We start from the raw sequence: 22,922 nt of genomic DNA on the forward strand, positions 1-22,922 counted from the left end.
CATGATCACGAATGATGGACCGCGACGTCAGCTATCGGATCGCCCGGGACGCGGGTGCCGTCCGGCTGGCCGGCGAGTTCGACATCAACGCCCGGGACGAGCTGCGGACCACGCTTCTGCAGGCCATCGACGAGGACGGCGCGGCGGCGATCGTGGTCGACTTCGGCGGGGTCACCTTCCTCGACAGTGAGGCCATGGGCGCGCTCATCGACGGGTTCGTCGCCGGGCGGGCCGCCGGAGTGAAGCTGTCGATCGTCAACGCCCACGGGCTCGTCCACCGCGTGCTCGAGGTGTCCGGGGTCCTCGAGCTGTTCGAATAGCCCCCATACCCGCTCGCACCTTGATCACAACCCACGGCTACCGGTCGGAAATCGTGTAGGTGCCGTCACGACCGATCTGTTCAGCGAGAGCCGCTGACGATCGGGGGATGCACAGTGGGAGTCCTGGGGCAGAGCTGGTCCGGCGCCCGCCGGATGGGCGTCATGGCCATGACGGGCGTGCTCGCCGCGGGCCTGACGACGAGCGCCGGATCGCCGCGGGTTGCCTCCGCCGAGCCGGCGCGCCCCGCGCTCGCGAGCGTCGGCGCGCCTCGGACGAATGCCGTCGAGCTCCTCCGGGTCATGCCGCTCGGCGACTCGATCACCAAGGGCACCGGTGCACCGTCGGGCAACTCGTACCGGAAGGCGCTGGCGGATCGGCTGCTCAAGGGCGGAGTGCAGATCAACTTCGTGGGCTCTCAGCGCAACGGCGTCGGCTCCGACAACAACCACGAGGGCCACGGCGGCTGGAACATCGACGAGCTGTCGGCTCAGCTCGACGGCTGGCTGGCCGCCGCCCGCCCGGACGTGGTGCTGATGCATGTCGGCACCAACAGCGTCAAAGAGGGCCACAACCCGAACGCCATCGCCCGCAAGCTCTCCGCGATGATCGACAAGGTCCGCGCGGCCCGACCGGAGGCGTACATCTTCGTCGCCCAGATCGCCATGTCGCGCGTGCCCCGCGAGGCCGCCGACGGCCGGGTCTACAACGGTCTGATTCCCAAGCTCGTGGCGGAGAAGCGGGACGACCGGATCAAGGTCGTCGACCAGTCCTCGGTCAGCGGCATCGACCTGCACGACCTGCGCCACCCGAATGAGTTCGGCTACTCGAAGATGGCCTGGAACTGGTACCGGGCCATGGCGCCCGTCCTCGGCGCCTCGGGCTTCACCGGGAACAACCCGTACAGGATGCAGAACACGGTCCGCTGCCTGCTCCGGAAGGTGAACGTCGGCGGCAGGTCGGACCACCACACCGAGTGCCGCACCTGGCGGCTGCGCACCACCACGGTGCAGGTCAACGGCGTCAACCGCCGGGTCCGCGCCTGGCTGACGCTGCGGGACGTCCCGCAGACCTATCGCGTACGGGTGGACGGCAAGCTCGAGACCCGCACCCGCGTGGTCCGACGCTGGACCGGGCCGGGCAACCTGCTCGACGTCTGAGGTCCGGCGACATCGGGACAGTTTGACCTTTCTTGCAGGGACCTAGCGCAATCGGCACGTGTTACGTAGTGCTAACCGGGAACCGAGTTCGCGGGAGGAAGCACGTGCCGAGATTCAGCAACGCGGAGGAGCAGGCCGCCTGGTCGCTCGCCGAGGCTCTCAGTGAGAAGGCCATGGCGTGCATGCGGGAGGCCGAGCAGGCCGCGGAGAACTTCCGCGTCGGCAAGGTGCAGATGCGGCGCAACTTCAAGGCCCGCGGCCTGTCCGAAGTGGATGCCGATATTCGGTGGTCCGGGACCACGCGGGCGAAGAAGGCGCTCGCCGACAACGGCTGGTACATGTCCCAGGCGTCGATGTACAACGAAGCGGCCGCCGCGCAGTACGCCAAGGCGCTCTACCTCAAGAATTGCGAAGGCCTCTAGCGCCGGCCAGGTCCGCGGACCGGCCGGCGGCGTAGCCCTGCCGCCGGCCGGTCCCGGACAGCCGGCGGGGACCCGGCCGGGCGAGCCTCGGATACGTCTCGTCGCGGCGGCGCTCGACCAGCTCGGTGCGGTCGACCAGGACCAACTCGGCGCCCGGCGCCGAGGCGACCGCCGCCTGTTCCGCGGCGGTGAGCCGGGCCCGGATCGCCTCGGTGAAGCCCGCCAGCCAGGATCGCCGGAACGCCGCGGGGTGGTCGTGTCCGGGCACCTCGGCCGCGGCCAGCCCGTGGGCCGCCTGGACCAGCAACGAGGTGAAGAGCAGTTCCACCCGTTCCAAGTCGGCGCCGTGCCCGAAAAGATGCACCCGGGCGGTGCCGCGCCGCTCCAGATGAACGGCCTTGCAGCGCAGCGCGAGGGCGACGGCTCCGAGCAGCGCGGCCTTGTCCCGGGAGTACGGCGGCTCCACCGCCACCACCCGGTCACCGACCGGGTCGAGTGCCGGATCGGCGCCGGCGAGCAGCGCCCGGTCGATGCCGTACTTGGCGATGAGCTCGGCGGCCTTCGCCATGAACGCCTCGGCCTCCGGCGGCGTGCAGGCCGGATCCTCGGCCTTGGCGAGCAGCTTGCGGACGCGGGAAAGAAGGGGATCCTCGGTCATGCCGCGCGGTGGCGAAGGGTCGCCACGGTGGAACCCGCCAGCGCGAGCAGGCAGTCCGGGAGCTGGCCGTCCGCGATGGCCGCGCCGAAGAGGGCCTCGCCGGTCGGGACGTCGCCGTTGACGTACGCGCTGACGAACCGCGCCACCCACCGCTTGTCGTAGCGCGCGTCGTCGATCCCGGGGAAATCGAGGGTCCAGGCGCCGCCCGTGGGCACGTTGCGTCCCACCATCGTCGCAGCGAGACACCACGCCACGTCGTAGGCGCCCACCACGCCCGAGCGGTCCACGACCGCGTCGAACGTGCCGACCACAGCGTCGCTGTCGCCGCTGAGCGCGCAGTGCAGCACCTGCGTTGCGTCGTCCAGTGCGTGCTGTGGTACGTCGGTCACGTCAAGAAAGGTACGCGGATTCGTCAACCAGCGCCTCTCAAGCGCCCCGCAAAAGGCAGGTGAGCCGGGCGGTGCAGGCCCGGTCGCCGTCCTCGTCGGTGATGACGATCTCGTAGGTGACCGCCGTCCGGCCCCGGTGCACCGGAGTGGCGACGCCGGTGACGACCCCGGAGCGCACGGCCTTGTGGTGCGTGGCGTTGATGTCCACCCCGACGGCGAACGGACGGTCGACGGTCGCGCCGTGCAGGACCGCTCCGACCGATCCGAGTGTTTCCGCCAGCACGCACGAGGCGCCGCCGTGCAGCAGCCCGAACGGCTGGGTGTTGCCGTCGACCGGCATGGTGGCGACGACGCGCTCCGGAGTCGCCTCGGTGATCTGGATGCCCATCCGCTCGGCCAGGGCGCCGTGCAGCCCGTTCATAGTTGAAGTCACGGGGGGCAACGCTACCGGCGAGTTGGGTTCACGGGTCGCGAGGGTGGGAACCGGGTCCTACGTTGGTCCCAGAGCCCGGACCAGAGCGAGGAGATTGCCATGAGCGAGCCCCAGGAGATCGTGGAGACCCGCGGGGACGACCGCGTCGACCTGCTCGCCTCCGACACCAACGGCGACGGCCGGCCCGACGTGTGGGTCGCGGACACCGACGGCGACGGCAAGGCCGACCTGTTCCAGTTCGACACCGACAACGACGGCAAGGTCGACATCACCATGGTCGACCTCGACCAGGACGGCACCCCGGACGCGATCGTCGACGGCGACGGCGGCATTCCCCCGACCGCCTGATCCGGTCATCGCCCGCCCAGGGTGCTGACGGCGGCCCAGAGGACGGCGACGGCGAGGGCGGTGGAGAAGGCGGCCGAGGCCGTACGTCGCCACGGCCCCTTGCCGGCCGGGACGACCGCCTCCGGATGGCCGAGTCCGGCGAGCGTGCGGCGGTGCCGGCGGACCTCCTGGCACCGGCGGCTCAGATCCGGCGTACCGCGGCTGATCTCGACCGCCAGCCGGGCCTGCGCGCGCTGCAGGCGGCGTACGGCGGCCCAGGCGCGCAACCCGGCACGGACCCGGGCGTGCCACCGTGCGCTGGCCCGCCGCGACCCCGACCGGAGGGCGTCGAGCTCGGCGGGCGTGACGAGCTCGGGATCGTCGAGCGTCGCCAACTGCGCGGTGTAGTAGTCCGCCTCGCGGTCGTGCGCGGACCGCACGAGGAGCCAGGTCAACAGCAACGGCGGCAGACCCTTGAGCACGAGTACGGCCAGCAGCGCCACGGCGCCGTTGCCGAGCCCGTCGCGCAGCAGCGGCGAGTTCCACAGCACGTGCGACGCCCAGGCGCCCAGCACGCCGAGCATGGCCACGCCGATCCGGACCCGCGCGAGCCGGTCGGCGCGCACGACGAGATATCCGATGCCCGCACCGGCCAGCGCACCGAAGAGGGTGTGACTCCACACCCCGGACACGAAACCGCGCAGCAGGAACGTGGTGACGACCGGCTCGACGTGGTCGCCGCGGCCGGCCAGGGCGACCGCGCCCATCGCATACACGATGTCCTCGACGATCTGGAAGCCGAGACCGACCATCGCGCCGTAGACGACGCCGTCCAGCACGCTGTTCACCTGTGCCCGGGCGACGAGCACGATGGCGACCACGCCGAGCGCCTTGGCGATCTCCTCGACCGTGGGGCCGGCCAGCGCGGCGCCCCAGTCGGCGGCGAGGTGGGGCGAGCCGAGCTTGGCCATCAGGTCGTCGAGCGCGGCGCTGCCCGGGATCGAGACGGCCGTCGACACCAGCGCGCCCCAGGCGAAGGCGAGGATCAGCAGGGCGGGCGGCTCCCTTTCGAGGAAGTCGAGCTCGGAGACGATGAACCAGAACGGCACGGCGAGCAGGGCGAAGAGCGCCGTCGCGGTGATCAGGGCGAGCGGGTACGCCTGCGCGAATCGCGCCGCGATCAGGGACGTCCGGGCGGCGCCGGCCAGGACGACGGCGATCACGATCCAGAAGGCGGGCCGGCGCAGCAGGCCGAGGTCCGGCTCGGCACCGGGCTGCACGGGCGCGGACCGGGCGCTGCGCAACCGGGACTCCGCGGTCATCCGGCTTGCTCCGGCGTGTACCGGAGGGTGCCGGTGCTGGCGTCGATGGCCGGTAGCGTCCGGCCCAGGTAGAGGTCGTCCCCGCTGACCGTGACCTCGATGGTGCGCCCGTCGGCGACGAAGACCGCATACCGGCCGCCGCGGCCGGGGCCGCTGTAGCCTCCCTGGACCCCGGCCAGGCCGCTCACGGTCGCGACGGTCAGCTCGGTGCCGGTGACCTGGTAGCCGGACGTGCCGGTGATGCGCTGGCGCAGCCGTGCGGCCGCGGTGTCCAGGGTGCCGTCGAAGGGTTGGACGCTGACCAGGTAGCGGACCGGGCCGAGGCGGAAGAGAACGGTGCCGGAGTCGTCGGCCGGCCGGGTCTCGGTGACGTCGATGCGCGCGCCGGGCGGCGGCACGACGCTCACCCCGCCCCCGATCTCGTACGGGCGATCCGTCGGCACCGGGCGGTCGGCCGGCAGCGCGTGGTTGAGGGCGGGAAGTCCGAAGGCGAGCCCACCGAGGGCGGCGACGAGGCTGACAGCACCGAGGAGGTTCGTCCGCTGACTGCGCGTAACCCCTCCCATCCCCATACGCTAACGGTCCCCGCGTACAGGCCCCCGATGGAGAGTGTTTTGTCCGTTTATGCGGATCGTTCGCGGATAAACCCCGCGGGTACGGCGGCGGTGAGCCAGACACCGTTGTCGCTGCGGTGGAAGACGTGGCCCTCCGTCGTCATCGCAGCGGCTTCGACCTGAAGGATCGCCACGTCCGCCGACCTGCGGCGCCCGACGATGAGCGCGGTCGGCACGTCCGGCGAGAGATGGACGTGATGGCGGCTCCGCGGCCGCAGCCCGTCCTTCATGATCGACGGCAGGTTCTCCCGGGGCGTGCCGTGGAACAGGAGCGCGGGCGGCTCCGCCGGCGGCAGGCCGAGGTCGATGTCCACCCGCCGGGAGTGCCCCTGGTTCGCGCGGATCCGCTCGACCCCGTCGGTGCCGGCGGCGATCGCGAAGCGGGCCTTGTCGTTGCCGGCGACGACCACATCGAGGTCGGCGCGGGCGATGGACAGGGCGGCCAGCAGGTCGGCGACCGGCACCCAGCCGTTCGCGTCCAGGGTGAGACCGGCCGCCTCGGGCCGGTGGCGCAGCAGCATGGACAGGCGTTTGCTGAGTCGTACCTGCTCTCGGGTCAGTGTGGTCACGTGTGCAACTCCATGACCGCAAGGTAGTAAGGCCGGTCCTGGGTGTCGACGGATTTGAGCCGCCAGGCGGTGCCGCGCAGCAACTCCTCCAGCTCGTCGACGGAGCAGTTCAGATAGTCGAACCAGTCGGTGGCCAGCAGCCGGTACCGCAGCCGGAGCCGGAGCTGGCCGCCGATGCGACCCCGCTCCCGGTTGCGCCGGTGGTAGCCGGCGTGCACCGGATCGGTCGTTCCGTACGGGTCGGTGCCCTGCGCGACGATCCGGGCACCCGGCCGGGCCAGCGCGGCGAGCGCGGCGAGGAAGGCCGGCGCGCGCCCGGGCCCCTCCAGCAGGCCGAGGTTGTTGCCCAGCAGCAGGAAGGTGTCGTAGCGGGCCGGCGCCCGGGCATAGTCGTCGACCGTGGCGGTGACGGTGTCCCGCAGCCCTCGGAGACGGGCGACCTCGATGGCACCCGGTGACGTGTCCAGCCCGGTCACGGCCATGCCGCGGCGCTGCAGTGCGAGCGCCGTACGCCCGGCGCCGCAGCCGACGTCGAGCACCGCACCGCGGCAGAGTCGCAGGGCGCGGACGTCATGCGGCTGCCACTCGCCGGGCTCGGCGAGGTAGTGGTCGGCGGGCGCACCGTTGATCAGGCCGTCGTCGCGCTCGATGATCTCGATGACCGGCCGCGGCACCCGCCCGCCGGCCAGCGGCCGTGGCCCGATCCCGGTGCGCACCGCGTACGCGTCCCGGATCATCTCTCCGAACACGTCCCCGAGCGTCGGCTGATCCATTGTCACTACTCTTGACCCATGCCGACGCTGGAGCAACTCGGTACCGAGAAGTACGTCCTCCTGACCACCTTCCGGCGCGACGGCCGGGCCGTGGCGACGCCGCTCTGGGTGGTCCCCGACGGCTCGGGGCTGGCCTTCTGGACGCCGAAGGGCACCGGAAAGCTCAAGCGCATCCGCAACTCCGGCCGCGTCACGGTCGCCGCCTGCGACCTGCGCGGCAACCCGGCGGGCGAGGCGATCGAGGCGACCGCGCGCATCGGCGGCGAGGCCGATCGGGTACGGGTCGGCGAGGCCCTCAAGCGCAAGTACGGCCTGATGGGCTACCTGACCCTGCTGGGCAGCCGGCTGCGCCGCGGCCTGCACGGCACGACGACCATCCTGGTGTCCTGAGTTTCTGTGCCGTCGAGCAAAACCCGAGAACCGAGGGCGGCCCTCGAGTCGAATCCCAGGAACGCAGAAGGGGCGATCGCCTTCCCCGGCGCTCGCCCCTTATATCGATCCTTCGCCTCGACCGCGTTCAGTCGCCCTGGCGCTGCGTGGGGATCTGCCCCTGCAGCAAGGCACGAACTTCCGACTCCCGGTAGCGACGGTGTCCGCCCAGAGTGCGAATTGCACTGAGCTTCCCCGCCTTTGCCCACCGGGTGACGGTCTTCGGGTCGACGCGGAACATCGACGCCACCTCGGCCGGGGTTAGTAGCGGCTCAGGATCATGCGTACGCGATGCCATCGGTCACTCCTCCACAGGTACCTAAAGACATCGGCCGGGGTCCCGCCGGCCGGTGCGTCTCTCATGGTCCGGCTAGTCCCCGATGTCCGACATGGGCCGAACGGCCGAACGTCCCTAGATAGACGGTTGAAGCATGACCGATTTATACGGGTTTTCTACGCCAGAAAGTGTCTTGTTTGGACCGAAAGTCACGCTTCGCGGGAGGGCGATCACGAAGAGTATTCGCCTAGAGAGCGCTCTCTCGTCTGCCCATCCGGGCGGGTTCGTCCTCGTTTCGGCTGGTCATGGCGCTACCCCCAGGGCCTCAGTTGCAACGCTCGAGCAATTGCACCGCACGCCAGCGGGCGACGAGCTTCTCGTACGCCTCCGTGGCGGCGTCCGCGTCACCCCTCGAGAGTGCCGACAGACCGGCGGCCACCAATCCGGGTGAATCGTCGTCGCGCAGATCGGTGTCCTGCAGCAGCCCGGTCAGGCCGCCGTAGTCCAGCTCGACGATCGACCGCGGATGGAACTCCTCGAGCCAGCGCGTACCCTCCTCGACGGCCTCGGTGATCGGCGCGTCGCCCAGCGACTTGCGCAGCACCGACACCCCCCGGTGCGCACGCCGGCGAGCTTTCGAGATCTCGGTGCGGTAGCGCAGCGAGCGCCGGCCGCCGTTGAGGTTGATCTCCCGCTCGTCCAGGTCGACGAAGACGAACCAGCGCAGCGGCACACCCCACGTGGCGACCTGCTCGTGCACCCGGGGCACCCCGTGCTCGAGCACCTTGGCCCCACTGCGCCAGTCCTCCACGACGGCCTTGGCCTGACCGGCCAGCACCGGGGGCACGAACGCGTCCGCGAGGACGCTCGGCACCCCGTCGCGGGCGTTCAGCGCGGCCTCGGCCACGCGCAGCCGCAGGTTCCAGGGACAGATCAGCAGCGTGTCGCCCCACTCCAGCACGTACGCTTCATCGGGGAGGTCGGGCAGCCGAGTCCAGCCGGCGCCGAGCGCCTCCAGCACGGCGGTGCGCTGCCGGACCGGACCCTCGACCGGGCCCAACGCTCGCCCCTCCCGCGCGTACCGCCGCCAGAAAAGCTGGCGGTCCCGGTCGAAGGCGGTCAGTGGTTCATAAACGCGCAGGTACGACGCGAACAGTGACGGCACGGCGCGATCCTTTCACGAAATCGCCGCCGATTGACTTCTCGCGCGCGGCCAAATCGGGTGGCAGCATGCACGGCTAGGCTCGCGGATGTCCGGCAACACCCCGCCGGACCAGGCAGGGCGTCCCACGAGGGCGCACACCCCCAACACACTCAGGAGAGAGCAGTCATGGGCGTGTTCGTAAGCAGCGACGGCATCGATGCCGTCGGGCACGAGCAGGTCGTCTTCTGTCAGGACCGGCACACCGGCCTGAAGGCGATCATCGGTATCTACTCCACGGCCCTCGGGCCCGCGCTGGGCGGTACCCGGTTCTACCCGTACGAGAGCGAGGAGGCGGCCGTCACCGACGTGCTCAACCTCTCGCGCGGCATGGCGTACAAGAACGCCCTGGCCGGCCTCGACCTCGGCGGCGGCAAGGCGGTGATCTGGGGCGACCCGGCGCTGGACAAGTCGGAGGCGCTGCTGCGCGCGTACGGCCGCTTCGTCGAGACGCTGAAGGGCCGTTACTACACCGCCTGTGACGTCGGCACGTATGTGCCGGACATGGATGTCATCGCCCGCGAGACCCGCTACGTGACCGGCCGCAGCGTGGAGCACGGCGGCGCCGGCGACTCGTCCGTCCTGACCGCCTGGGGTGTCTTCCAGGGCATGCGCGCCGCCGCCGAGCACACCTGGGGCCGCCCGACCCTGGCCGGCCGCCGGGTGGGCATCGCCGGCCTCGGCAAGGTCGGCAAGTACCTGGCGGGTCACCTGATCGAGGACGGCGCCACGGTGGTCGCCACCGACGTCAACGCCGCCGCGCTCGAGTGGGCCCGGGCCACGTACCCGCAGATCGATCTCGTCCCGGACACCCAGGCGCTGATCACCAGCGACATCGACGTGTACGCGCCCTGCGCGCTGGGCGGCGCCCTCAACGACGACACGGTGCCGGTGCTGCGCGCCAAGATCGTGACCGGCGGTGCGAACAACCAGCTCGCCCATCCGGGCATCGAGAAGCTCCTCGAGGAGCGCGGCATCCTCTACACGCCGGACTACGTGGTCAACGCCGGCGGCGTGATCCAGGTGGCCGACGAGATCGAGGGCTTCAACTTCGAGCGCGCGAAGCTCCGGGCCACCAAGATCTTCGACACCACCGGACAGATCCTGCGCCTCGCGGACGACGAGGGTGTGCCGCCGGCCGTGGCCGCGGACCGTCTCGCCGAGCGCCGTATGGCCGAAGTCGGACGGCTCCGTAGCATCTACCTGGGTTGACGGATTTGTACGCCGTCGCGCGCCGCGTCCACGACAGGCCGCGACGCGCGACGGTGGTACACGTAACCCGAGGTGCCGAAGGCGGCATCGTCCATGTACCGTAAGACCCACGAGAGATGCCTGACGTCATCGGGGCCCGCCTTCGGGCTGCCCCGAATTCTGTGCGAGGGGGTCGAGCCATGGGGCGCGGCCGTGCTAAGGCCAAGCAGACAAAGGTGGCCCGGGAGTTGAAGTACCACTCCCCGAACACCGACCTCACCGCCTTGCAGCGCGAACTGGCGGGTGCTGGTAAGTCCGACCATCACTTCGTCGACGACGACAATGACTTCGTCGACGACGATGACGATGACGATGCGGACGACGAGCACGATAGCTGGTCGCCTTCGAGGCGCTGACCCGTATTGCACAGAGCACGCGGCTTCCCGCGTGCTCCCGTGTGTCGCGGTCGTTCCGGCAGTTCATGATGCCCGCGCGGGCTAACCGCACGGGCATCATGCCGGGCCCGTAGCCGACTCCCTCCACGCCACCGCCACCCCGGCCCCCCGCACGCCCCCGGCGCCCACCCGGAACCAGCAGCGGCTCCCCGGATGCGGCACCGGCACACCCAGGGGGTCAGGGCAGCGGCTCGCCCGCGTCCGGCCTGGGCTTACCCGTCCCGCTCGCGGGTCGGGAAGCGGCTCGCCCGCGTCCGGCCTGGGCTTACCCGTCCCGCTCGCGGGTCGGGAAGCGGCTCGCCCGCGTCCGGCCTGGGCTTACCCGTCCCGCTCGCGGGTCGGGAAGCGGCTCGCCCGCGTCCGGCAGCGGCCCGCGTCGGCAGGGCGCTTGCGTCGGGGCACCGGTTCGCCCGCGTCCGGCAGCGGCCCGCATCCGGCAGCGGTTCGCACTGCGACCTCACCGTGCCGAGACATGTGCGGAATCGGTCTACGCCAATGTCCCGTTCGTCATGCCCGGCGTACGCTCCCACCGGAGTCACCGCCGCTATTGACCGGGCCGCGGCCGCGCCGTCAGGGCCGACCACCCCACCACGCCGCCGAGCCCCACCAGCCCACCGGCGGCGGCAAGGCCGACCACCACGTCAGCGGTGTCCAAGCGTCCCGCCACGTCGGCGGGATCCGAGCGTCCCGCCACGTCGGCGGGATCCGAGCGTCCCGCCACGTCGGCGGGATCCGAGCGTCCCGCACGCACGTCGGCGATGTCCGAACGGGCCCGCGACGTCAGCGCGGTCGACCGTCCCGCCTACGTCCGCGTGACCCACCACTTCGCCCGGCGGCGGCGTGACCGGGCCGGGACGGCAGCGCCCGGGCGGTGTGCCACGGGACCTCACTGTGCCCGTACTTATATAAAGAGCCCAGAAATCACCGCGGCCTATTGTTCCAGTTGTAGAAGGTCGGGATGTTTTCGAAGTGGTTCCAGGCGCACACCGCCGACCCGTCCGACTCGGCACGCTGCTGCCGAGCCTCCTCGGCCTCCTCGATCAGGGCGGCCAGGCCCATTCGGGTGTCACGCACCCGGGCCGTCACGGGATCCGTCTCCGCGCGATCAGACGGCCGTGGGCTCGTGATCTCGGGCATGGTCCAGCACTCCCTCAAGTAGGCGAATCTTGCTGTTCCGGCAGTGGTCTGTCGTCGTCACGTCGAACCGGCCCTGCTCGAAGTAGCGGTTGGCCGCATGCGCTCCGCCGCAGAAGCCGAAGTAGGGACACTGCACCCGGCAGGCCTCCACCCCGTCGAGGAACTCGCGGATCCACGGCGTCGCGCTCGCACCGGCGAGGATCTCCGGTAGCGGGGTGGTCAGCACGTTGCCGCTGCTGAAGTCGCCGTAGCGGGGGTCCGAGAAGCCGGCCAGCTCGGGCGAGAGCAGCACCACGCTGCCGTCGTGGGCCACCGTTGGTATCGGGTCGAGGCGCCGGGGCAGCACGTCGTCGGCGGTGCCGTCCAGGACCGCCGCCGCGTAGCGCAGCGACCATTCGATCTCCCGCAGGTGGATGCGGGGGTCGCGGCGCCAGGCGCCGACCAGCTCGGCCCAGAAGGCGGTCACGTCCCGCTCGGGGTGCCGGTTGGTGCGGACGTTGACGCCTTCCAACTCCTCGACGTTGATACCGAGCACGTCGCAGCCGAGATCGAGGAAGTACTCGTAGAGCTCGGTCGCCAGCCCGGGTGCGGGACGGCCGACCACGCACAGCGCCGAGAACGGAATTCCGTGCCGCTTCAGCGCGTCCGCCCCGCGGACGATCCGGTCGTAGGCCGGCTTGCCACCCAGAGTGACGCGGTCGCGGTTACGCGTCTCGGGACCGTCGACGCTCACGCTGACCCGCACCCGGTGCTCGGCGAAGAACTCGCACCAGGCGTCGTCGATCAGGGTCGCGTTGGTCTGTATGTGGTGCTCGACGCCTGCGGCGAAAGGCCGCATCAACGCGGCCAGATGCTCCCGGCCCGCGGCGAGCGGTTCACCGCCGTGCCACACCACCGAGAATCTTCCGGTACGGGCCCAGTCGTCCACACCAGCAGCAACGGCGCCGGCGACCTCGACGGACATCTTCCGGTCCACCCGCCGCAACGGCAGGTAGCAGTAGGAACAGTCAAGGTTGCACAGAGTAGTGGGCTGCATGACGACGTAGGTGGGAACCCGGGCGATCCCCCGCATGCCACTCCAGGGAAGTCCCACGGCCACCTCCGTCCACGCCGTCGTCGACTCAGGCCAGGCTAAGTGCCGATGTCCACCCGAGTCTGCCCTGCCCCTCTCATCCACGACCGAAAGTTCCACGGGCACCATTACATCGACACACGCGGATCATTCCATACGAAGCGCGAGAAACCTCCGATTCGAGGCCCCCCGGCGTCACCCGGCGGTGGTCGTCGCGCCGGATCGGCCAGGCATGCCTGCGCCGGTGCCCACCGCGGGACACCGGCGCATTCTTCGCCTGCTCAGCCCCGGGTGTACTGGCCCATCATCTGCACCTGTCCGGTGCCCTCGATGATCTCGCCGACCTGCCAGGCCTCGACGCCCCGGCCGGTCAGATAGGCCATGGCGCGGTCGGCGTCGTCGGAGGAGACGATCGCGAACATGCCCACGCCCATGTTGAAGGTGGCTTCCATCTCGACGTCCTCGATGCGGCCCTTCGCCTGGATCAGGTCGAAGATCGACTGCGGACGCCACGACGAGCGGTCCACCACCGCATCGACGTGCTCCGGCAGGATCCGGACCAGGTTGCCCGGGATGCCGCCGCCCGTGACGTGGGAGAACGCGCGGACGTCCGTCTCCTCGATGAGGCCGAGGCAGTCCTTGGCGTAGATCTTGGTCGGGGTGAGCAGCTCCTCGCCGAGGGTGCGCTGCTTGCCGAAGTCCTCCACGACCGTGTCGAGGCGCATGCGGCCCGCGCCGAGCAGCACGTGGCGCACCAGCGAATAGCCGTTGGAGTGCAGGCCCGACGAGCGCATGGCGATGACCGCGTCGCCGATCTCGACGCGGTGGGCGCCGAGGATCTCGCTCTCCTCGACCACGCCGACGCCGGTCGCGGAGACGTCGTACTCGTCCGGGCGCAGGACGCCCGGGTGCTCGGCCGTCTCGCCACCGAGCAGGGCGCAGCCGGCGTAGCGGCAGCCGTCGGCAATGCCGGCGCCGATCTCCGCGACCTTGTCCGGCACGACCTGACCGCAGGCGATGTAGTCGAGCAGGAAGAGCGGCTCGGCGCCGCAGGCGACCAGGTCGTCGACCACCATCGCGACGAGGTCGATGCCGATCGTGTCGTGGATGTCGAGCTGCTGGGCGATGACCAGCTTCGTGCCGACGCCGTCGGTCGACGAGGCGAGGATGGGGCTCTTGTACTTCTGGGTGTCGAGCTTGAAGAGCCCGGCGAAGCCGCCCAGGTCACCCATCACCTCGGGGCGGGTGGTCTTCTTGACCTTCGACTTGAGCAACTCGACCGCGCGCTCACCGGCGTGGATCGAGACGCCGGCGTCCGCGTACGTCACCGTGCGCTTGCGGACGCTGCGGCTGGAACCCGCCGACCACGGCTGACGGTCGCCGCCCTCGGCGCCGTTCGATCCGGCACTGCTGCGCTCGGACACGTGCGTCACGGTTCTCCCCTTTGGTGGTGGTGCTCGGCTGGGCCGCTGGTTTCGACGTCTGACGGTAGTGCGATGGTTCCGTACGGGCCCGGAAGCTTACGGGCGGTGCAGGGCGTCGACCCCGCCCGGGCTGCCGACCAGCGGTGGCGCCGGTTCTCGCTCGCTCTCGGCGTACTGCTCATCCTCGTACTCCTGCTCGAGTCCGGCCACCGCCGCGGAGGCCGCCTCCGGCGAGGCATCGGGCATCGAGGCCCGCTTGCCGACGCTTTCCAGCAGGTGCTTGCCGATCAGGTGGCCGGCCGGGAGCTCGATCGGATACTGCCCATCGAAGCAGGCCATGCAGAGTCGTGTCTTCGGCTGCTCGGTCGACTGAACCAGACCGTCCAGCGAAACGTATCCCAGGCTGTCCGCGCCGATCGAGCGGCGGATGCCGTCGATCTCCAGGCCGTTGGCGATGAGCTCGGCGCGGGTGGCGAAGTCGATGCCGTAGAAGCAGGGCCACTTGACCGGCGGAGAGGAGATGCGGACGTGAACCTCGAGCGCGCCGGCCTCACGCAGCATGCGGATCTGAGCACGCTGGGTGTTGCCGCGCACGATCGAGTCGTCGATGACGACGATGCGCTTGCCGCGGACGACCTCGCGCAACGGGTTCAGCTTCAGCCGGATGCCGAGCTGGCGGATCGTCTGCGAGGGCTGAATGAAGGTGCGGCCCACGTACGCGTTCTTCATGAAGCCCGCGCTGTACGGAATGCCCGACTCCTCCGCATATCCGATCGCGGCCGGGATGCCGGACTCCGGCACGCCGATGACCAGGTCGGCCTCGACGGGATGCTCCTTCGCCAGGCGGCGGCCGACCTCCACCCGGGCGGCATAGATGTTGCGGCCGGCGATCGTGGTGTCCGGGCGGGCAAGGTACACGTACTCGAAGAGGCAGCCCTTGGGCTCGGGCACGGCGAACCGGGTCGACCGCAGGCCGTGCTCGTCGATCGCGAGGATCTCGCCGGGCTCCACCTCGCGCACGAAGCTGGCTCCGACGATGTCGAGCGCGGCGGTCTCGCTGGCCACCGCCCAGCCGCGTTCCATGCGGCCGAGCACGAGCGGGCGCACGCCCTGGGGGTCACGCGCCGCGTAGAGGGTGCTCTCGTCCATGAAGACGAAGCTGAACGCGCCCCGCAGCCGCGGCAGCACCTCCATGGCCGCGGCCTCGACCGACAGGTCGGGGCGGCTGGCCAGCAGCGTCGTCACCAGGGCGGTGTCCGAGGTCGCGGCGCTGTCGGCCTCGAGCCCACGCTCGGCGACCTCGCGGGCCAGCTCCGCCGTGTTGACGAGGTTGCCGTTGTGCGCCAGCGCGATCGTCGTGCCCGCCGTGGTGGCACGGATCGTCGGCTGGGCGTTCTCCCAGTTGGAACCGCCGGTGGTGGAGTAACGGGTGTGGCCGATGGCGAGGTGGCCGCGCAGACTCGCCAGGGTCGGCTCGTCGAAGACCTGGGAGACCAGGCCGAGATCCTTGTAGACCACGACACCCGAGCCGTCACTGACGGCGATGCCGGCGGCCTCCTGGCCCCGGTGCTGCAGTGCGAAGAGGCCGAAATAGGTGAGTTTTGCGACCTCTTCCTCGGGGGCCCAGACGCCGAAGACGCCGCAGGCATCCTGGGGTCCGCGGTCCTGTGGGTCGAGATCGTCGGTCAACCGGCCGTCGCCTCGGGGCACGCGCTTGCTCCCTCATGCTGATCTGCTCGGACTTGCTGGTCTGTTCCGACCGCCCAGTGTACGCGAGGGGACGAGGCTTCAGCTCGGGTGCACAGGGAGGTACGGAGCCAGATCGGTGCGTATTCCACTCGCCCGTACGCGACCGGAATCCACCGCATCGGCCCAGCCCAGACGGCCCGTTGCGACGAGAAGCCAGGTCAGCGGATCGGTCTCGACCACATTGGGCGGTGTGCCGCGGGTGTGCCTCGGACCGGGGACACACTGAATAGCACCGAAAGGTGGAATACGGACCTCCACCGATCGGCCCGGGGCGGTCCGTGCCAGCTCGGACAGGAGCGCTCGCACAGCGTCACGGAGCACCGTACGGTCGGGTTCGACGCCGCCGTCCAGCGCGTCCAACGCCGCGCCGACCGACTCGGATTTATTGTGCGCAGGAGACACGTCGGGACAATACGACCCGGCGAATGGACACAACCCGGCGGCCCTGGGTCGCGCAGACGACCTCCGACAGGGCATAGTGGCCGACGGTGTGTACTCGTCGCGGAATCCAGGGCACCTTCTCAGCCCGGGGACCGCGCGACCGGAAGGCGGTGGACGTGACAACGCACCTACGAGCCCGGGCTGTCCAGGCCGGTGCGTTCCTGGCTGTGGTCGGTGGCCTCCTCGTCGCCGCGCCTCCGGCGGCACTCGCGGTGGAACCACAGGTTTCGATCAACAGCCTGTCGTCCGGTGACATCCCCGCCGGGGGCAAGACGGAACTGACTTTCACCATCGCCAACCGGAACCCGCCCACCCCCGGCGCCGCGGACGGCGTCGCGGTGGAGATCCAGGCCGACGGCATGACCTGCTCCGGCCAGTGCAACTTCAACGACACGGTGCCGCCCGGAGACGACAAGGTATTCAAGGCCACGCTCACCGCGGGACCTGTCGAGCCAGGACGGTCGAAGAGCGTCCAGGTGCAGATCACCGCGACGATCGGCAACGATGTCGGCACCGCCGGTCGCGCCGTCACCGTGCGCGGCCCGGACAAGCCCCAGACGGTCCGGCAGGTCAGCGGCAAGGTCAAGGACCAGGACGGCAAGGCCGTCGCCGGCGCGATCGTGGCGCTGGGCGACAGCCAGAACCGCAGGTACAACGCGACGACCAACGGCGACGGCGGCTATTTCTTCACGTCGTCCGACAGCACTCCCATCGCGACGGGCCCGCTGGTCGTCGGCGCCACGAAGGAGGGCTACGACACCGCGACGGCGAATGCGCAGGGCGGTGCCGGCAAGTCCGTCACCCTTTCGCTGATCATCAAGCTCAAGGCGGCGCCGACCACGGCCACGCCGTCGGCCGCGGCGAGCCCCACGGCGACGCCCAGTACCGAGGCGACCGACGAACCGGCCACGGCCGCCGCCGAGGAGACCGCCACCACCTTCCAGGCGGAGAAGACGGCGGGCGAGGACGAGGGCTCGGGCTCGCTGCTCTTCATCATCCTCGGCGGTCTGCTTGTCGCGGCGGGCATCGGCGCCATCGTCCTCGTGGTGATGCGCCGAAAGAACAACCCGGATGAGGCGGACGACGCGGGCATCAAGGGCGGTGGCGGTGCCCTGCCGCCGGACCAGGGCCGCTATGGCGGTCTGGACGAGACCCGCATGGCATCGGCGGCCGGTGGCCGTGGCGGCGACGCGACGATGGTCGCGCCGCGCTCCGGCGCACCCTCCATGGTGGACGCTCCGACGATGATCCACCGCACGCCTCCGGTGGAGCCGGTCGACGAGTTCCCGGACCCGTACGGCGCCCCGCTGCCGCAGAACGGCGCGTTCAACGCCCCCGGCGGCTGGGGAGCCGCCCCGGCGGCCGGAACGGCGGGCGCGGCTGGAATGGGCGCGGCCGGAATGGGCGCGGCCGGAATGGCGGGCGCGGCCGGAGCGGCAAGCGCGTACGGCACGGCGACCCAGTACGGCGGCGCGCCGGTGCCCGCCCAGAGCGGTGGCTACGACGACCGCCAGGCCGACGGCTACGGCGGGTACGACGACCAGGGTGGCTTCGGCCAGGGCGCCGGCGACCAGCAGCGCTACGACGAGCCCACCGGCATGTACCGCCCCGCGGACGGCTTCGACGAGCGCGGTGGCTACGGCAACCAGGGCTACGACGACGGTTACGCCGGCGGAGGCGACTACACGGGCCGGGACCAGCAGGGCGGCGGTGCACACCAGGGCGGCGGCTATCAGGGCGGCGCCTACGGTCAGCAGGCCGCCGACCAGGGCGGCTACGGCCAGCAGCCCGGCGACCAGGGCGGTTACGGCGCCTGGGACGGCCCCGGCGGCGGCATCGACAGCGGCAACGCCTACGGTCCCCCGGCCGGCGGCGGCAACGCCTACGGACCGCGGGCCGGCGGCGGCACCTACGGCGGCGCTCAGGGCGGCGGCACCTACGGCGGCGCTCAGGGCGGCGGCACCTACGGCGGCGCCCAGGGCGGCGGCACCTACGGCGGTGGCCAAGGCGGCGGCACCTACGGCGGTGGCCAAGGCGGGAACGGTGGCGACGGCACGTATGGCGGCGGCGCCCAGGGCGGTGCTTACGGCGGCGGCTACGACGACGGCGACCAGGCTGGCAATGCTTATGGTGGCGCACCGCAGGGTGGCAGCGCCTACACCGGCGCACCGCAGGGTGGCAACGCCTATGGTGGCCCACCGCAGGGTGGCAACGCCTACGGTGGCGCACCGCAGGGTGGCACCTATGGCGGCGGCGGCACCTACGGCGGCGGCCAGCAAGGCGGCTACGGCGACCAGGGCGGCTACGACCAGCGCGGCGGCTCCTACGGCGGCGACCAGGGGCGGGGCGGTGCACCGCGGGAGCAGCACCCGGAGGGATCACACCCCGGGCAGCGCCGGTCGGGCGAATGGATGGACGGCTGAGCGGCGACTGAGCCGAGAGACAAGCGGGCCGGTCCTGTCGGAAATGACAGGGCCGGCCTTCCTTCATGCCTTCGCTACGAGGAAACAGAAACGCCACGGCGATGCTTCGCCGTGGCGTTTCGTGGTTGTCGCCGGTGTCAGGCCCTAACCTCCGGGTCGCCGGACTCGGCGTCGGTGCCCCTGGCATCGGTGGCCTTGGCACTCGGCGCGTCGGTGGCCTTGGTGCTCGGTGCCGGCTCGACGTCCGGCTTAGAGGCCAGCGGCTTGGTCGCGCCATCCGGCGAGGCCGCCGAGTTCGTGCGCTCGCCGTCCTGGGCGTGTGACTCCGTCGCCGGGTCCTTTGCGGCCTGCTCGTGCTCGGTCGCCGCAGGGATCTCCGCGACCTCGGCCGCCGGGCCGGCGGAGGCCTCCTCGGCGCGAGGGCCGTCAGCCGCCGAGGCCGGCGCGGACAGCGGCTCGCTGATCTCCAGGGTCACCGAGCGGGCCGTCTCGATCTCGTCGCCCACAACCGGCTCGTTGCCGGCGATCAGCTCGTCGCCGGCCGACGCCGGGAGCGGGCCGAGCTCGGCCGGTCCACCGAAGAGGTTGCGCATCGTCGAGGTGAACGCCTCGCGCAGCTCGTCCAGGCCGATCGTGAACTGGTGCTTGATCTCGAGGACCGGCTCGTTCGTCGTCACGCCGATCGGGGTGCACGGCACGCCGTGCTCCGCCGCGAGGGCGACGAAGGCCATGTCGTGACCGCGGGGCACCGCGACCAGGACCCGGCCCGCCGACTCGCTGAACAGCCAGACGAAGGGGGTCGTCGCCTCGTGCTCCGGGAGGGCGATGCGGGCGCCGACGTTGCGGCGCAGGCAGGACTCGACCAGGACCTGCGAGAGGCCGCCGTCCGAGAGGTCGTGCGCCGCCACCACGTGCTCGCGCTCCGAGGCCTGGGCCAGGAGCCGGCCGAGCCGCTGCTCGTGGGCCAGGTCGACCTTCGGCGGGCGGCCGCCGAGGTGGCCGTGGGTGACCCACGCCCACTCGGAGCCGGACAGCTCGCATTCCGTGCTGCCGAGCAGGAACAGCAGGTCGCCGTCCGTGGACGGCGGCGGCGGGAAGCCCATCGGCACGCGCCGCGCCACGTCCTGCAGGACGCCGAGCACGCCGACCACCGGGGTCGGGTGGATCGCGGCGGCGCCGGTCTGGTTGTAGAAGCTGACGTTGCCGCCCGTCACCGGGATGCCGAGCTGCTGGCAGCCATCGGCGAGGCCGCGAACGGCCTCGGCGAACTGCCACATCACCGACGGGTCCTCGGGGGATCCGAAGTTGAGGCAGTCGGTGACGGCGATCGGCTCGGCGCCGGTCACCGCGACGTTCCGGTACGCCTCGGCGAGACCCAGCTTGGCGCCCTCGTACGGGTCGAGCCGCGCGTACCGGCCGTTGCCGTCGACGGAGAGCGCGACACCGAGGCCGGTGCGCTCGTCGATGCGCAGCACGCCGGCGTCCTCGGGCTGGGAGAGCACGGTGTTGCCGAGCACGTACCGGTCGTACTGCTCGGTGACCCACGACTTGTCGCACAGGTTCGGCGAGGCGATCATGCGCAGCACGGTCTCGCGCAGTTCCTCGGGCGTCGCCGGACGTGGAAGCGTCTCGGCGCGGTCGGCCTGCAGCAGGATGAGGTCGGCCGGCTCCCTTATCGGGCGCGCGTAGACCGGGCCGTCGTCGGCGAGCGAGCCGGGCGGCACGTCGACGACGACGTGGTCGTTCCAGCTAATCACCAGGCGGCCGGGCTGGCCCGGAGCCTCGCTCGGGGTGACTTCGCCGATGGCGGTGGCCCAGACGCCCCACTTCTCGGCGACGGCGAGCACCTGTTCGAGCTTCTCCGGCGCGACGATCAGGAGCATGCGCTCCTGCGACTCGCTGGCCAGGATCTCGGTGGGCGACATCGACGCCTCGCGCAGCGGCACCCGCTCCAGCCAGACCCGCATGCCGGTGCCGGCCGCGGCGGCGGTCTCGGTGAGCGCGCAGGTCAGGCCGGCGCCGCCGAGGTCCTGGATGCCGACGACCAGGCCGGCGTCGTACAGCTCGAGGCAGCTCTCGATGAGCAGCTTCTCCATGAACGGGTCGCCGACCTGCACCGACGGGCGGCGCTGCTCGGCCCCCTCGTCGAAGGTGGCGGAGGCGAGCACGGAGACGCCGCCGATGCCGTCACGGCCCGTACGCGCGCCGAGCAGGACGACGACGTTGCCGACGCCGGCCGCCTCCTTGTGCTGCAGCCGCTCGACCGGGAGCACGCCGATGGACAGCGCGTTGACCAGCGGGTTTCCCTGGTAGCAGGGGTCGAAGACGATCTCGCCGCCGATGTTGGGCAGGCCGAGGCAGTTGCCGTACCCGCCGATGCCGGCCACGACGCCGGGCAGCACGCGGGCCGTGTCGGGGTGGTCCGCGGCGCCGAAGCGCAGCGGGTCCATCACCGCGACCGGGCGGGCGCCCATGGCGAGGATGTCGCGCACGATGCCGCCGATGCCGGTCGCCGCGCCCTGGTACGGCTCGACGTAGCTGGGATGGTTGTGCGACTCGACCTTGAAGGTGACGGCGAGTTCCTCGGAGATCTGCACCACGCCGGCGTTCTCACCGATGCCGGCGAGCATCCGGGTGTTCTTCGGGGCCTTCTCGCCGAACTGGCGCAGGTGCACCTTGCTCGACTTGTACGAGCAGTGCTCGCTCCACATGATCGAGTACATCGCCAGCTCGGACGCCGTCGGGCGGCGTCCGAGGATCTGCCGGATGCGGTCGTACTCGTCGTCCTTGAGGCCCAGCTCGGTGTGCGGCTGGAGGTCGTCCGGGGTGTCGAACGCCTGCTGGACGGTATCCACCGATCCGAACTCGTCGACCAGCACGTCGGTCGCGGCGAAGCCGCTGCGTGCGGGCGGCTGGGTCGGCACCGCGCTCGGCGCCACCGCGCCGCTGGTGGCGGTGTCGGGCTGGGTGGTCATCGGTGGGCTCCCCCTGTGAGCTGCCCGCCCGCGGCCGTCCCGGCCAGGTGCCGCAGGGCGGAGGTGAAGAAGCCGAGTCCGTCGAGCGACGGGCCGGTGAGCGCCTCCACCGCGTGTTCCGGATGCGGCATGATGCCGACGACGTTGCCGGCCTCGTTGGTGATCGCGGCGATGTCGCGCTGCGAGCCGTTCGGGTTGCCGCGGATGTAGCGGGCCACGACCCGGCCCTCCGCCTCGAGCTCGTCGAGTGTCCGCTCGTCGGCCACGTAGCAGCCCTCGCCGTTCTTGACCGGGATGAGGATCTCCTGGCCGTCGGCGAAGTTGTTGGTCCACGCCGTCGCCGCGCCGCCGATGCGCAGATACTGGTCGCGGTTGCGGAAGTGCAGGTGCTGGTTGCGCGTGAGCGCGCCGGGCAGCAGGTGGGCCTCGCACAGGATCTGGAAGCCGTTGCAGATGCCCAGCACGGGCAGGCCGCCGCGGGCGGCGTCGGCGATGGTCTCCATCACCGGCGCAAACCGGGCGATGGCTCCGCAGCGCAGGGCGTCTCCGTAGGAGAAGCCGCCGGGCAGCACCACGGCGTCGACGCCGTGCAGGTTCGGGTCGCCGTGCCAGAGGTGTACGGCCTCACCGCCGGCGATGCGGACGGCGCGGGCGGCATCGCCGTCGTCGAGCGAACCCGGGAAGGTGACGACTCCGATCCGCATGGTCACGCGCTCATCTGGGCGGCGTCGCCGGCCGGCTCCTCGACCCGGATCGAGAAGTCCTCGATGACCGGGTTGGCGAGCAGCTTGTCGGCGATCTCGCGGGCGGTGTCGAGATCGGGTTCACCGGCGAACTCGATCTCGATGCGGCGTCCGATGCGTACGGAGGAGACCTCGCTGACGCCGAGGCGCGGCAGCGCGTTGGCGACCGCCTGGCCCTGCGGATCGAGGATCTCCGGCTTGAGCATGACGTCGACGACGACGCGAGCCACGGGCACTCCTGACTGTATAGGCGCGCAGTTGGGTGGCCCTCTAAGGGGCGAGCGGCCAAAGCCTACCCTGTACGGCCGCCGATCGACCCATCGGCCGGTGTCGGCAGCTTGACGCTAACGGGTCTGAGCTGGGGATCTGGATGGTGATCTCTACCACCCGATGATCACTTACCGCAGCCGTTCAACGACT

Annotated in this window: 26 protein-coding genes; 8 read left to right on the forward strand and 18 right to left on the reverse strand. The window is 71.0% G+C overall.

The window, feature by feature from the left end; genetic code table 11:
- The first annotated feature begins 14 nt into the window (after positions 1–14).
- From EDD30_RS18840 to EDD30_RS18850, 3 genes are all read left to right on the forward strand, one after another.
- Positions 15–320, forward strand: coding sequence for an STAS domain-containing protein (locus EDD30_RS18840; protein ID WP_071803396.1), 306 nt, complete (start codon positions 15–17; stop codon positions 318–320).
- Between the two features lie 114 nt (positions 321–434).
- Complete coding sequence (locus EDD30_RS18845) at positions 435–1,478, forward strand: SGNH/GDSL hydrolase family protein (protein WP_084556131.1); 1,044 nt, start codon at positions 435–437, stop codon at positions 1,476–1,478.
- A gap of 104 nt (positions 1,479–1,582) precedes the next feature.
- Complete coding sequence (locus EDD30_RS18850) at positions 1,583–1,900, forward strand: hypothetical protein (protein WP_071803361.1); 318 nt, start codon at positions 1,583–1,585, stop codon at positions 1,898–1,900.
- On the opposite strand, the gene EDD30_RS18855 is transcribed toward EDD30_RS18850, so the two are convergent.
- The 3 genes from EDD30_RS18855 to EDD30_RS18865 are packed head-to-tail and all read right to left on the reverse strand — an operon-like array spanning position 1,878 to position 3,368.
- On the reverse strand, positions 1,878–2,558 hold the full coding sequence (locus tag EDD30_RS18855) for a DUF2786 domain-containing protein (protein ID WP_071803360.1): 681 nt from the start codon (positions 2,556–2,558) through the stop codon (positions 1,878–1,880). The genes EDD30_RS18850 and EDD30_RS18855 overlap by 23 nt on opposite strands.
- Positions 2,555–2,947 carry a hypothetical protein gene (locus EDD30_RS18860; protein WP_071803359.1) on the reverse strand — a complete coding sequence of 131 codons (393 nt, stop codon included), beginning with the start codon at positions 2,945–2,947 and terminating at the stop codon, positions 2,555–2,557. Before EDD30_RS18860 ends, EDD30_RS18855 begins: the two co-directional genes overlap by 4 nt.
- 37 nt (positions 2,948–2,984) lie before the next feature.
- Complete coding sequence (locus EDD30_RS18865) at positions 2,985–3,368, reverse strand: hotdog fold thioesterase (protein ID WP_084556130.1); 384 nt, start codon at positions 3,366–3,368, stop codon at positions 2,985–2,987.
- Positions 3,369–3,479: 111 nt separating this feature from the next.
- Between EDD30_RS18865 and EDD30_RS18870 the strand changes: the two genes are divergently transcribed.
- A complete protein-coding gene (locus tag EDD30_RS18870; protein ID WP_071803357.1) occupies positions 3,480–3,728 on the forward strand; it encodes a hypothetical protein in 249 nt (82 codons plus the stop codon).
- A 5-nt stretch (positions 3,729–3,733) separates the two neighbouring features.
- Here the strand turns inward: EDD30_RS18870 and EDD30_RS18875 are convergent, their stop codons facing one another.
- Genes EDD30_RS18875 through EDD30_RS18890 form a run of 4 tightly spaced genes read right to left on the reverse strand, consistent with a single transcriptional unit; the run spans position 3,734 to position 6,985 of the window.
- On the reverse strand, positions 3,734–5,029 hold the full coding sequence (locus EDD30_RS18875) for a PrsW family intramembrane metalloprotease (protein WP_084556129.1): 1,296 nt from the start codon (positions 5,027–5,029) through the stop codon (positions 3,734–3,736).
- A complete protein-coding gene (locus EDD30_RS18880; protein ID WP_071803356.1) occupies positions 5,026–5,595 on the reverse strand; it encodes a hypothetical protein in 570 nt (189 codons plus the stop codon). The genes EDD30_RS18875 and EDD30_RS18880 overlap by 4 nt, the downstream gene beginning before the upstream one ends.
- Positions 5,596–5,651: 56 nt before the next feature.
- On the reverse strand, positions 5,652–6,212 hold the full coding sequence (locus EDD30_RS18885; protein ID WP_071803355.1) for an RNA 2'-phosphotransferase: 561 nt from the start codon (positions 6,210–6,212) through the stop codon (positions 5,652–5,654).
- Positions 6,209–6,985, reverse strand: a complete 777-nt coding sequence (locus EDD30_RS18890; protein WP_071803354.1) for a class I SAM-dependent methyltransferase — start codon at positions 6,983–6,985, stop codon at positions 6,209–6,211. Before EDD30_RS18890 ends, EDD30_RS18885 begins: the two co-directional genes overlap by 4 nt.
- An 18-nt stretch (positions 6,986–7,003) precedes the next feature.
- Between EDD30_RS18890 and EDD30_RS18895 the strand changes: the two genes are divergently transcribed.
- Entirely contained in the window at positions 7,004–7,375 is a 372-nt protein-coding gene (locus tag EDD30_RS18895; protein WP_071803353.1) for a PPOX class F420-dependent oxidoreductase, read from the forward strand.
- A 127-nt stretch (positions 7,376–7,502) separates the two neighbouring features.
- Here the strand turns inward: EDD30_RS18895 and EDD30_RS18900 are convergent, their stop codons facing one another.
- Both EDD30_RS18900 and EDD30_RS18905 read right to left on the reverse strand, forming a co-directional pair.
- A complete protein-coding gene (locus EDD30_RS18900; protein ID WP_014687221.1) occupies positions 7,503–7,712 on the reverse strand; it encodes a BldC family transcriptional regulator in 210 nt (69 codons plus the stop codon).
- A 304-nt stretch (positions 7,713–8,016) separates the two neighbouring features.
- On the reverse strand, positions 8,017–8,856 hold the full coding sequence (locus EDD30_RS18905) for a DUF8083 family protein (RefSeq protein ID WP_071803352.1): 840 nt from the start codon (positions 8,854–8,856) through the stop codon (positions 8,017–8,019).
- Positions 8,857–9,021: 165 nt separating this feature from the next.
- On the opposite strand from EDD30_RS18905, the gene EDD30_RS18910 reads away from it, so the two are divergent.
- Together EDD30_RS18910 and EDD30_RS18915 are read left to right on the forward strand one after the other, a co-directional pair.
- A complete protein-coding gene (locus EDD30_RS18910; RefSeq protein ID WP_071803351.1) occupies positions 9,022–10,104 on the forward strand; it encodes a Glu/Leu/Phe/Val family dehydrogenase in 1,083 nt (360 codons plus the stop codon).
- A 179-nt stretch (positions 10,105–10,283) separates the two neighbouring features.
- On the forward strand, positions 10,284–10,499 hold the full coding sequence (locus EDD30_RS18915) for a DUF3073 domain-containing protein (protein ID WP_071803350.1): 216 nt from the start codon (positions 10,284–10,286) through the stop codon (positions 10,497–10,499).
- Positions 10,500–11,082: 583 nt separating this feature from the next.
- On the opposite strand, the gene EDD30_RS18925 is transcribed toward EDD30_RS18915, so the two are convergent.
- The 6 genes from EDD30_RS18925 to EDD30_RS18950 form a co-directional block, all read right to left on the reverse strand.
- Positions 11,083–11,289, reverse strand: a complete 207-nt coding sequence (locus tag EDD30_RS18925; protein ID WP_123678355.1) for a hypothetical protein — start codon at positions 11,287–11,289, stop codon at positions 11,083–11,085.
- 170 nt (positions 11,290–11,459) lie between these two features.
- Entirely contained in the window at positions 11,460–11,675 is a 216-nt protein-coding gene (gene amcA, locus EDD30_RS18930) for a multiple cyclophane-containing RiPP AmcA (RefSeq protein ID WP_071808822.1), read from the reverse strand.
- Complete coding sequence (gene amcB / locus EDD30_RS18935; protein WP_071808821.1) at positions 11,644–12,747, reverse strand: cyclophane-forming radical SAM peptide maturase AmcB; 1,104 nt, start codon at positions 12,745–12,747, stop codon at positions 11,644–11,646. Before amcB ends, amcA begins: the two co-directional genes overlap by 32 nt.
- Before the next feature lie 281 nt (positions 12,748–13,028).
- Positions 13,029–14,180 carry a phosphoribosylformylglycinamidine cyclo-ligase gene (gene purM, locus EDD30_RS18940; RefSeq protein WP_071808820.1) on the reverse strand — a complete coding sequence of 384 codons (1,152 nt, stop codon included), beginning with the start codon at positions 14,178–14,180 and terminating at the stop codon, positions 13,029–13,031.
- Positions 14,181–14,267: 87 nt separating this feature from the next.
- Positions 14,268–15,881, reverse strand: coding sequence for an amidophosphoribosyltransferase (gene purF / locus EDD30_RS18945; RefSeq protein ID WP_071808819.1), 1,614 nt, complete (start codon positions 15,879–15,881; stop codon positions 14,268–14,270).
- A 78-nt stretch (positions 15,882–15,959) separates the two neighbouring features.
- Complete coding sequence (locus EDD30_RS18950; RefSeq protein WP_071808818.1) at positions 15,960–16,322, reverse strand: sterol carrier family protein; 363 nt, start codon at positions 16,320–16,322, stop codon at positions 15,960–15,962.
- A 155-nt stretch (positions 16,323–16,477) separates the two neighbouring features.
- Between EDD30_RS18950 and EDD30_RS18955 the strand changes: the two genes are divergently transcribed.
- Positions 16,478–18,784, forward strand: coding sequence for a carboxypeptidase-like regulatory domain-containing protein (locus tag EDD30_RS18955; protein WP_143162988.1), 2,307 nt, complete (start codon positions 16,478–16,480; stop codon positions 18,782–18,784).
- 137 nt (positions 18,785–18,921) lie between these two features.
- Here the strand turns inward: EDD30_RS18955 and purL are convergent, their stop codons facing one another.
- From purL to purS, 3 genes are read right to left on the reverse strand one after another with little or no spacing between them, the layout of a single operon-like run.
- Entirely contained in the window at positions 18,922–21,759 is a 2,838-nt protein-coding gene (purL, locus tag EDD30_RS18960) for a phosphoribosylformylglycinamidine synthase subunit PurL (protein WP_244945313.1), read from the reverse strand.
- The gene (purQ, locus tag EDD30_RS18965; protein ID WP_071808816.1) at positions 21,756–22,469 is read right to left on the reverse strand and encodes a phosphoribosylformylglycinamidine synthase subunit PurQ; all 714 of its coding nucleotides are present in this window, start codon (positions 22,467–22,469) and stop codon (positions 21,756–21,758) included. The genes purL and purQ overlap by 4 nt, the downstream gene beginning before the upstream one ends.
- Positions 22,466–22,732 (reverse strand): phosphoribosylformylglycinamidine synthase subunit PurS, encoded by a 267-nt coding sequence (purS, locus tag EDD30_RS18970; RefSeq protein WP_071808815.1) that lies wholly within the window; start codon positions 22,730–22,732, stop codon positions 22,466–22,468. The genes purQ and purS overlap by 4 nt, the downstream gene beginning before the upstream one ends.
- Positions 22,733–22,922 lie beyond the last annotated feature (190 nt).

Source organism: Couchioplanes caeruleus, from assembly GCF_003751945.1.
Taxonomy (GTDB): Bacteria; Actinomycetota; Actinomycetes; order Mycobacteriales; family Micromonosporaceae; genus Actinoplanes; species Actinoplanes caeruleus.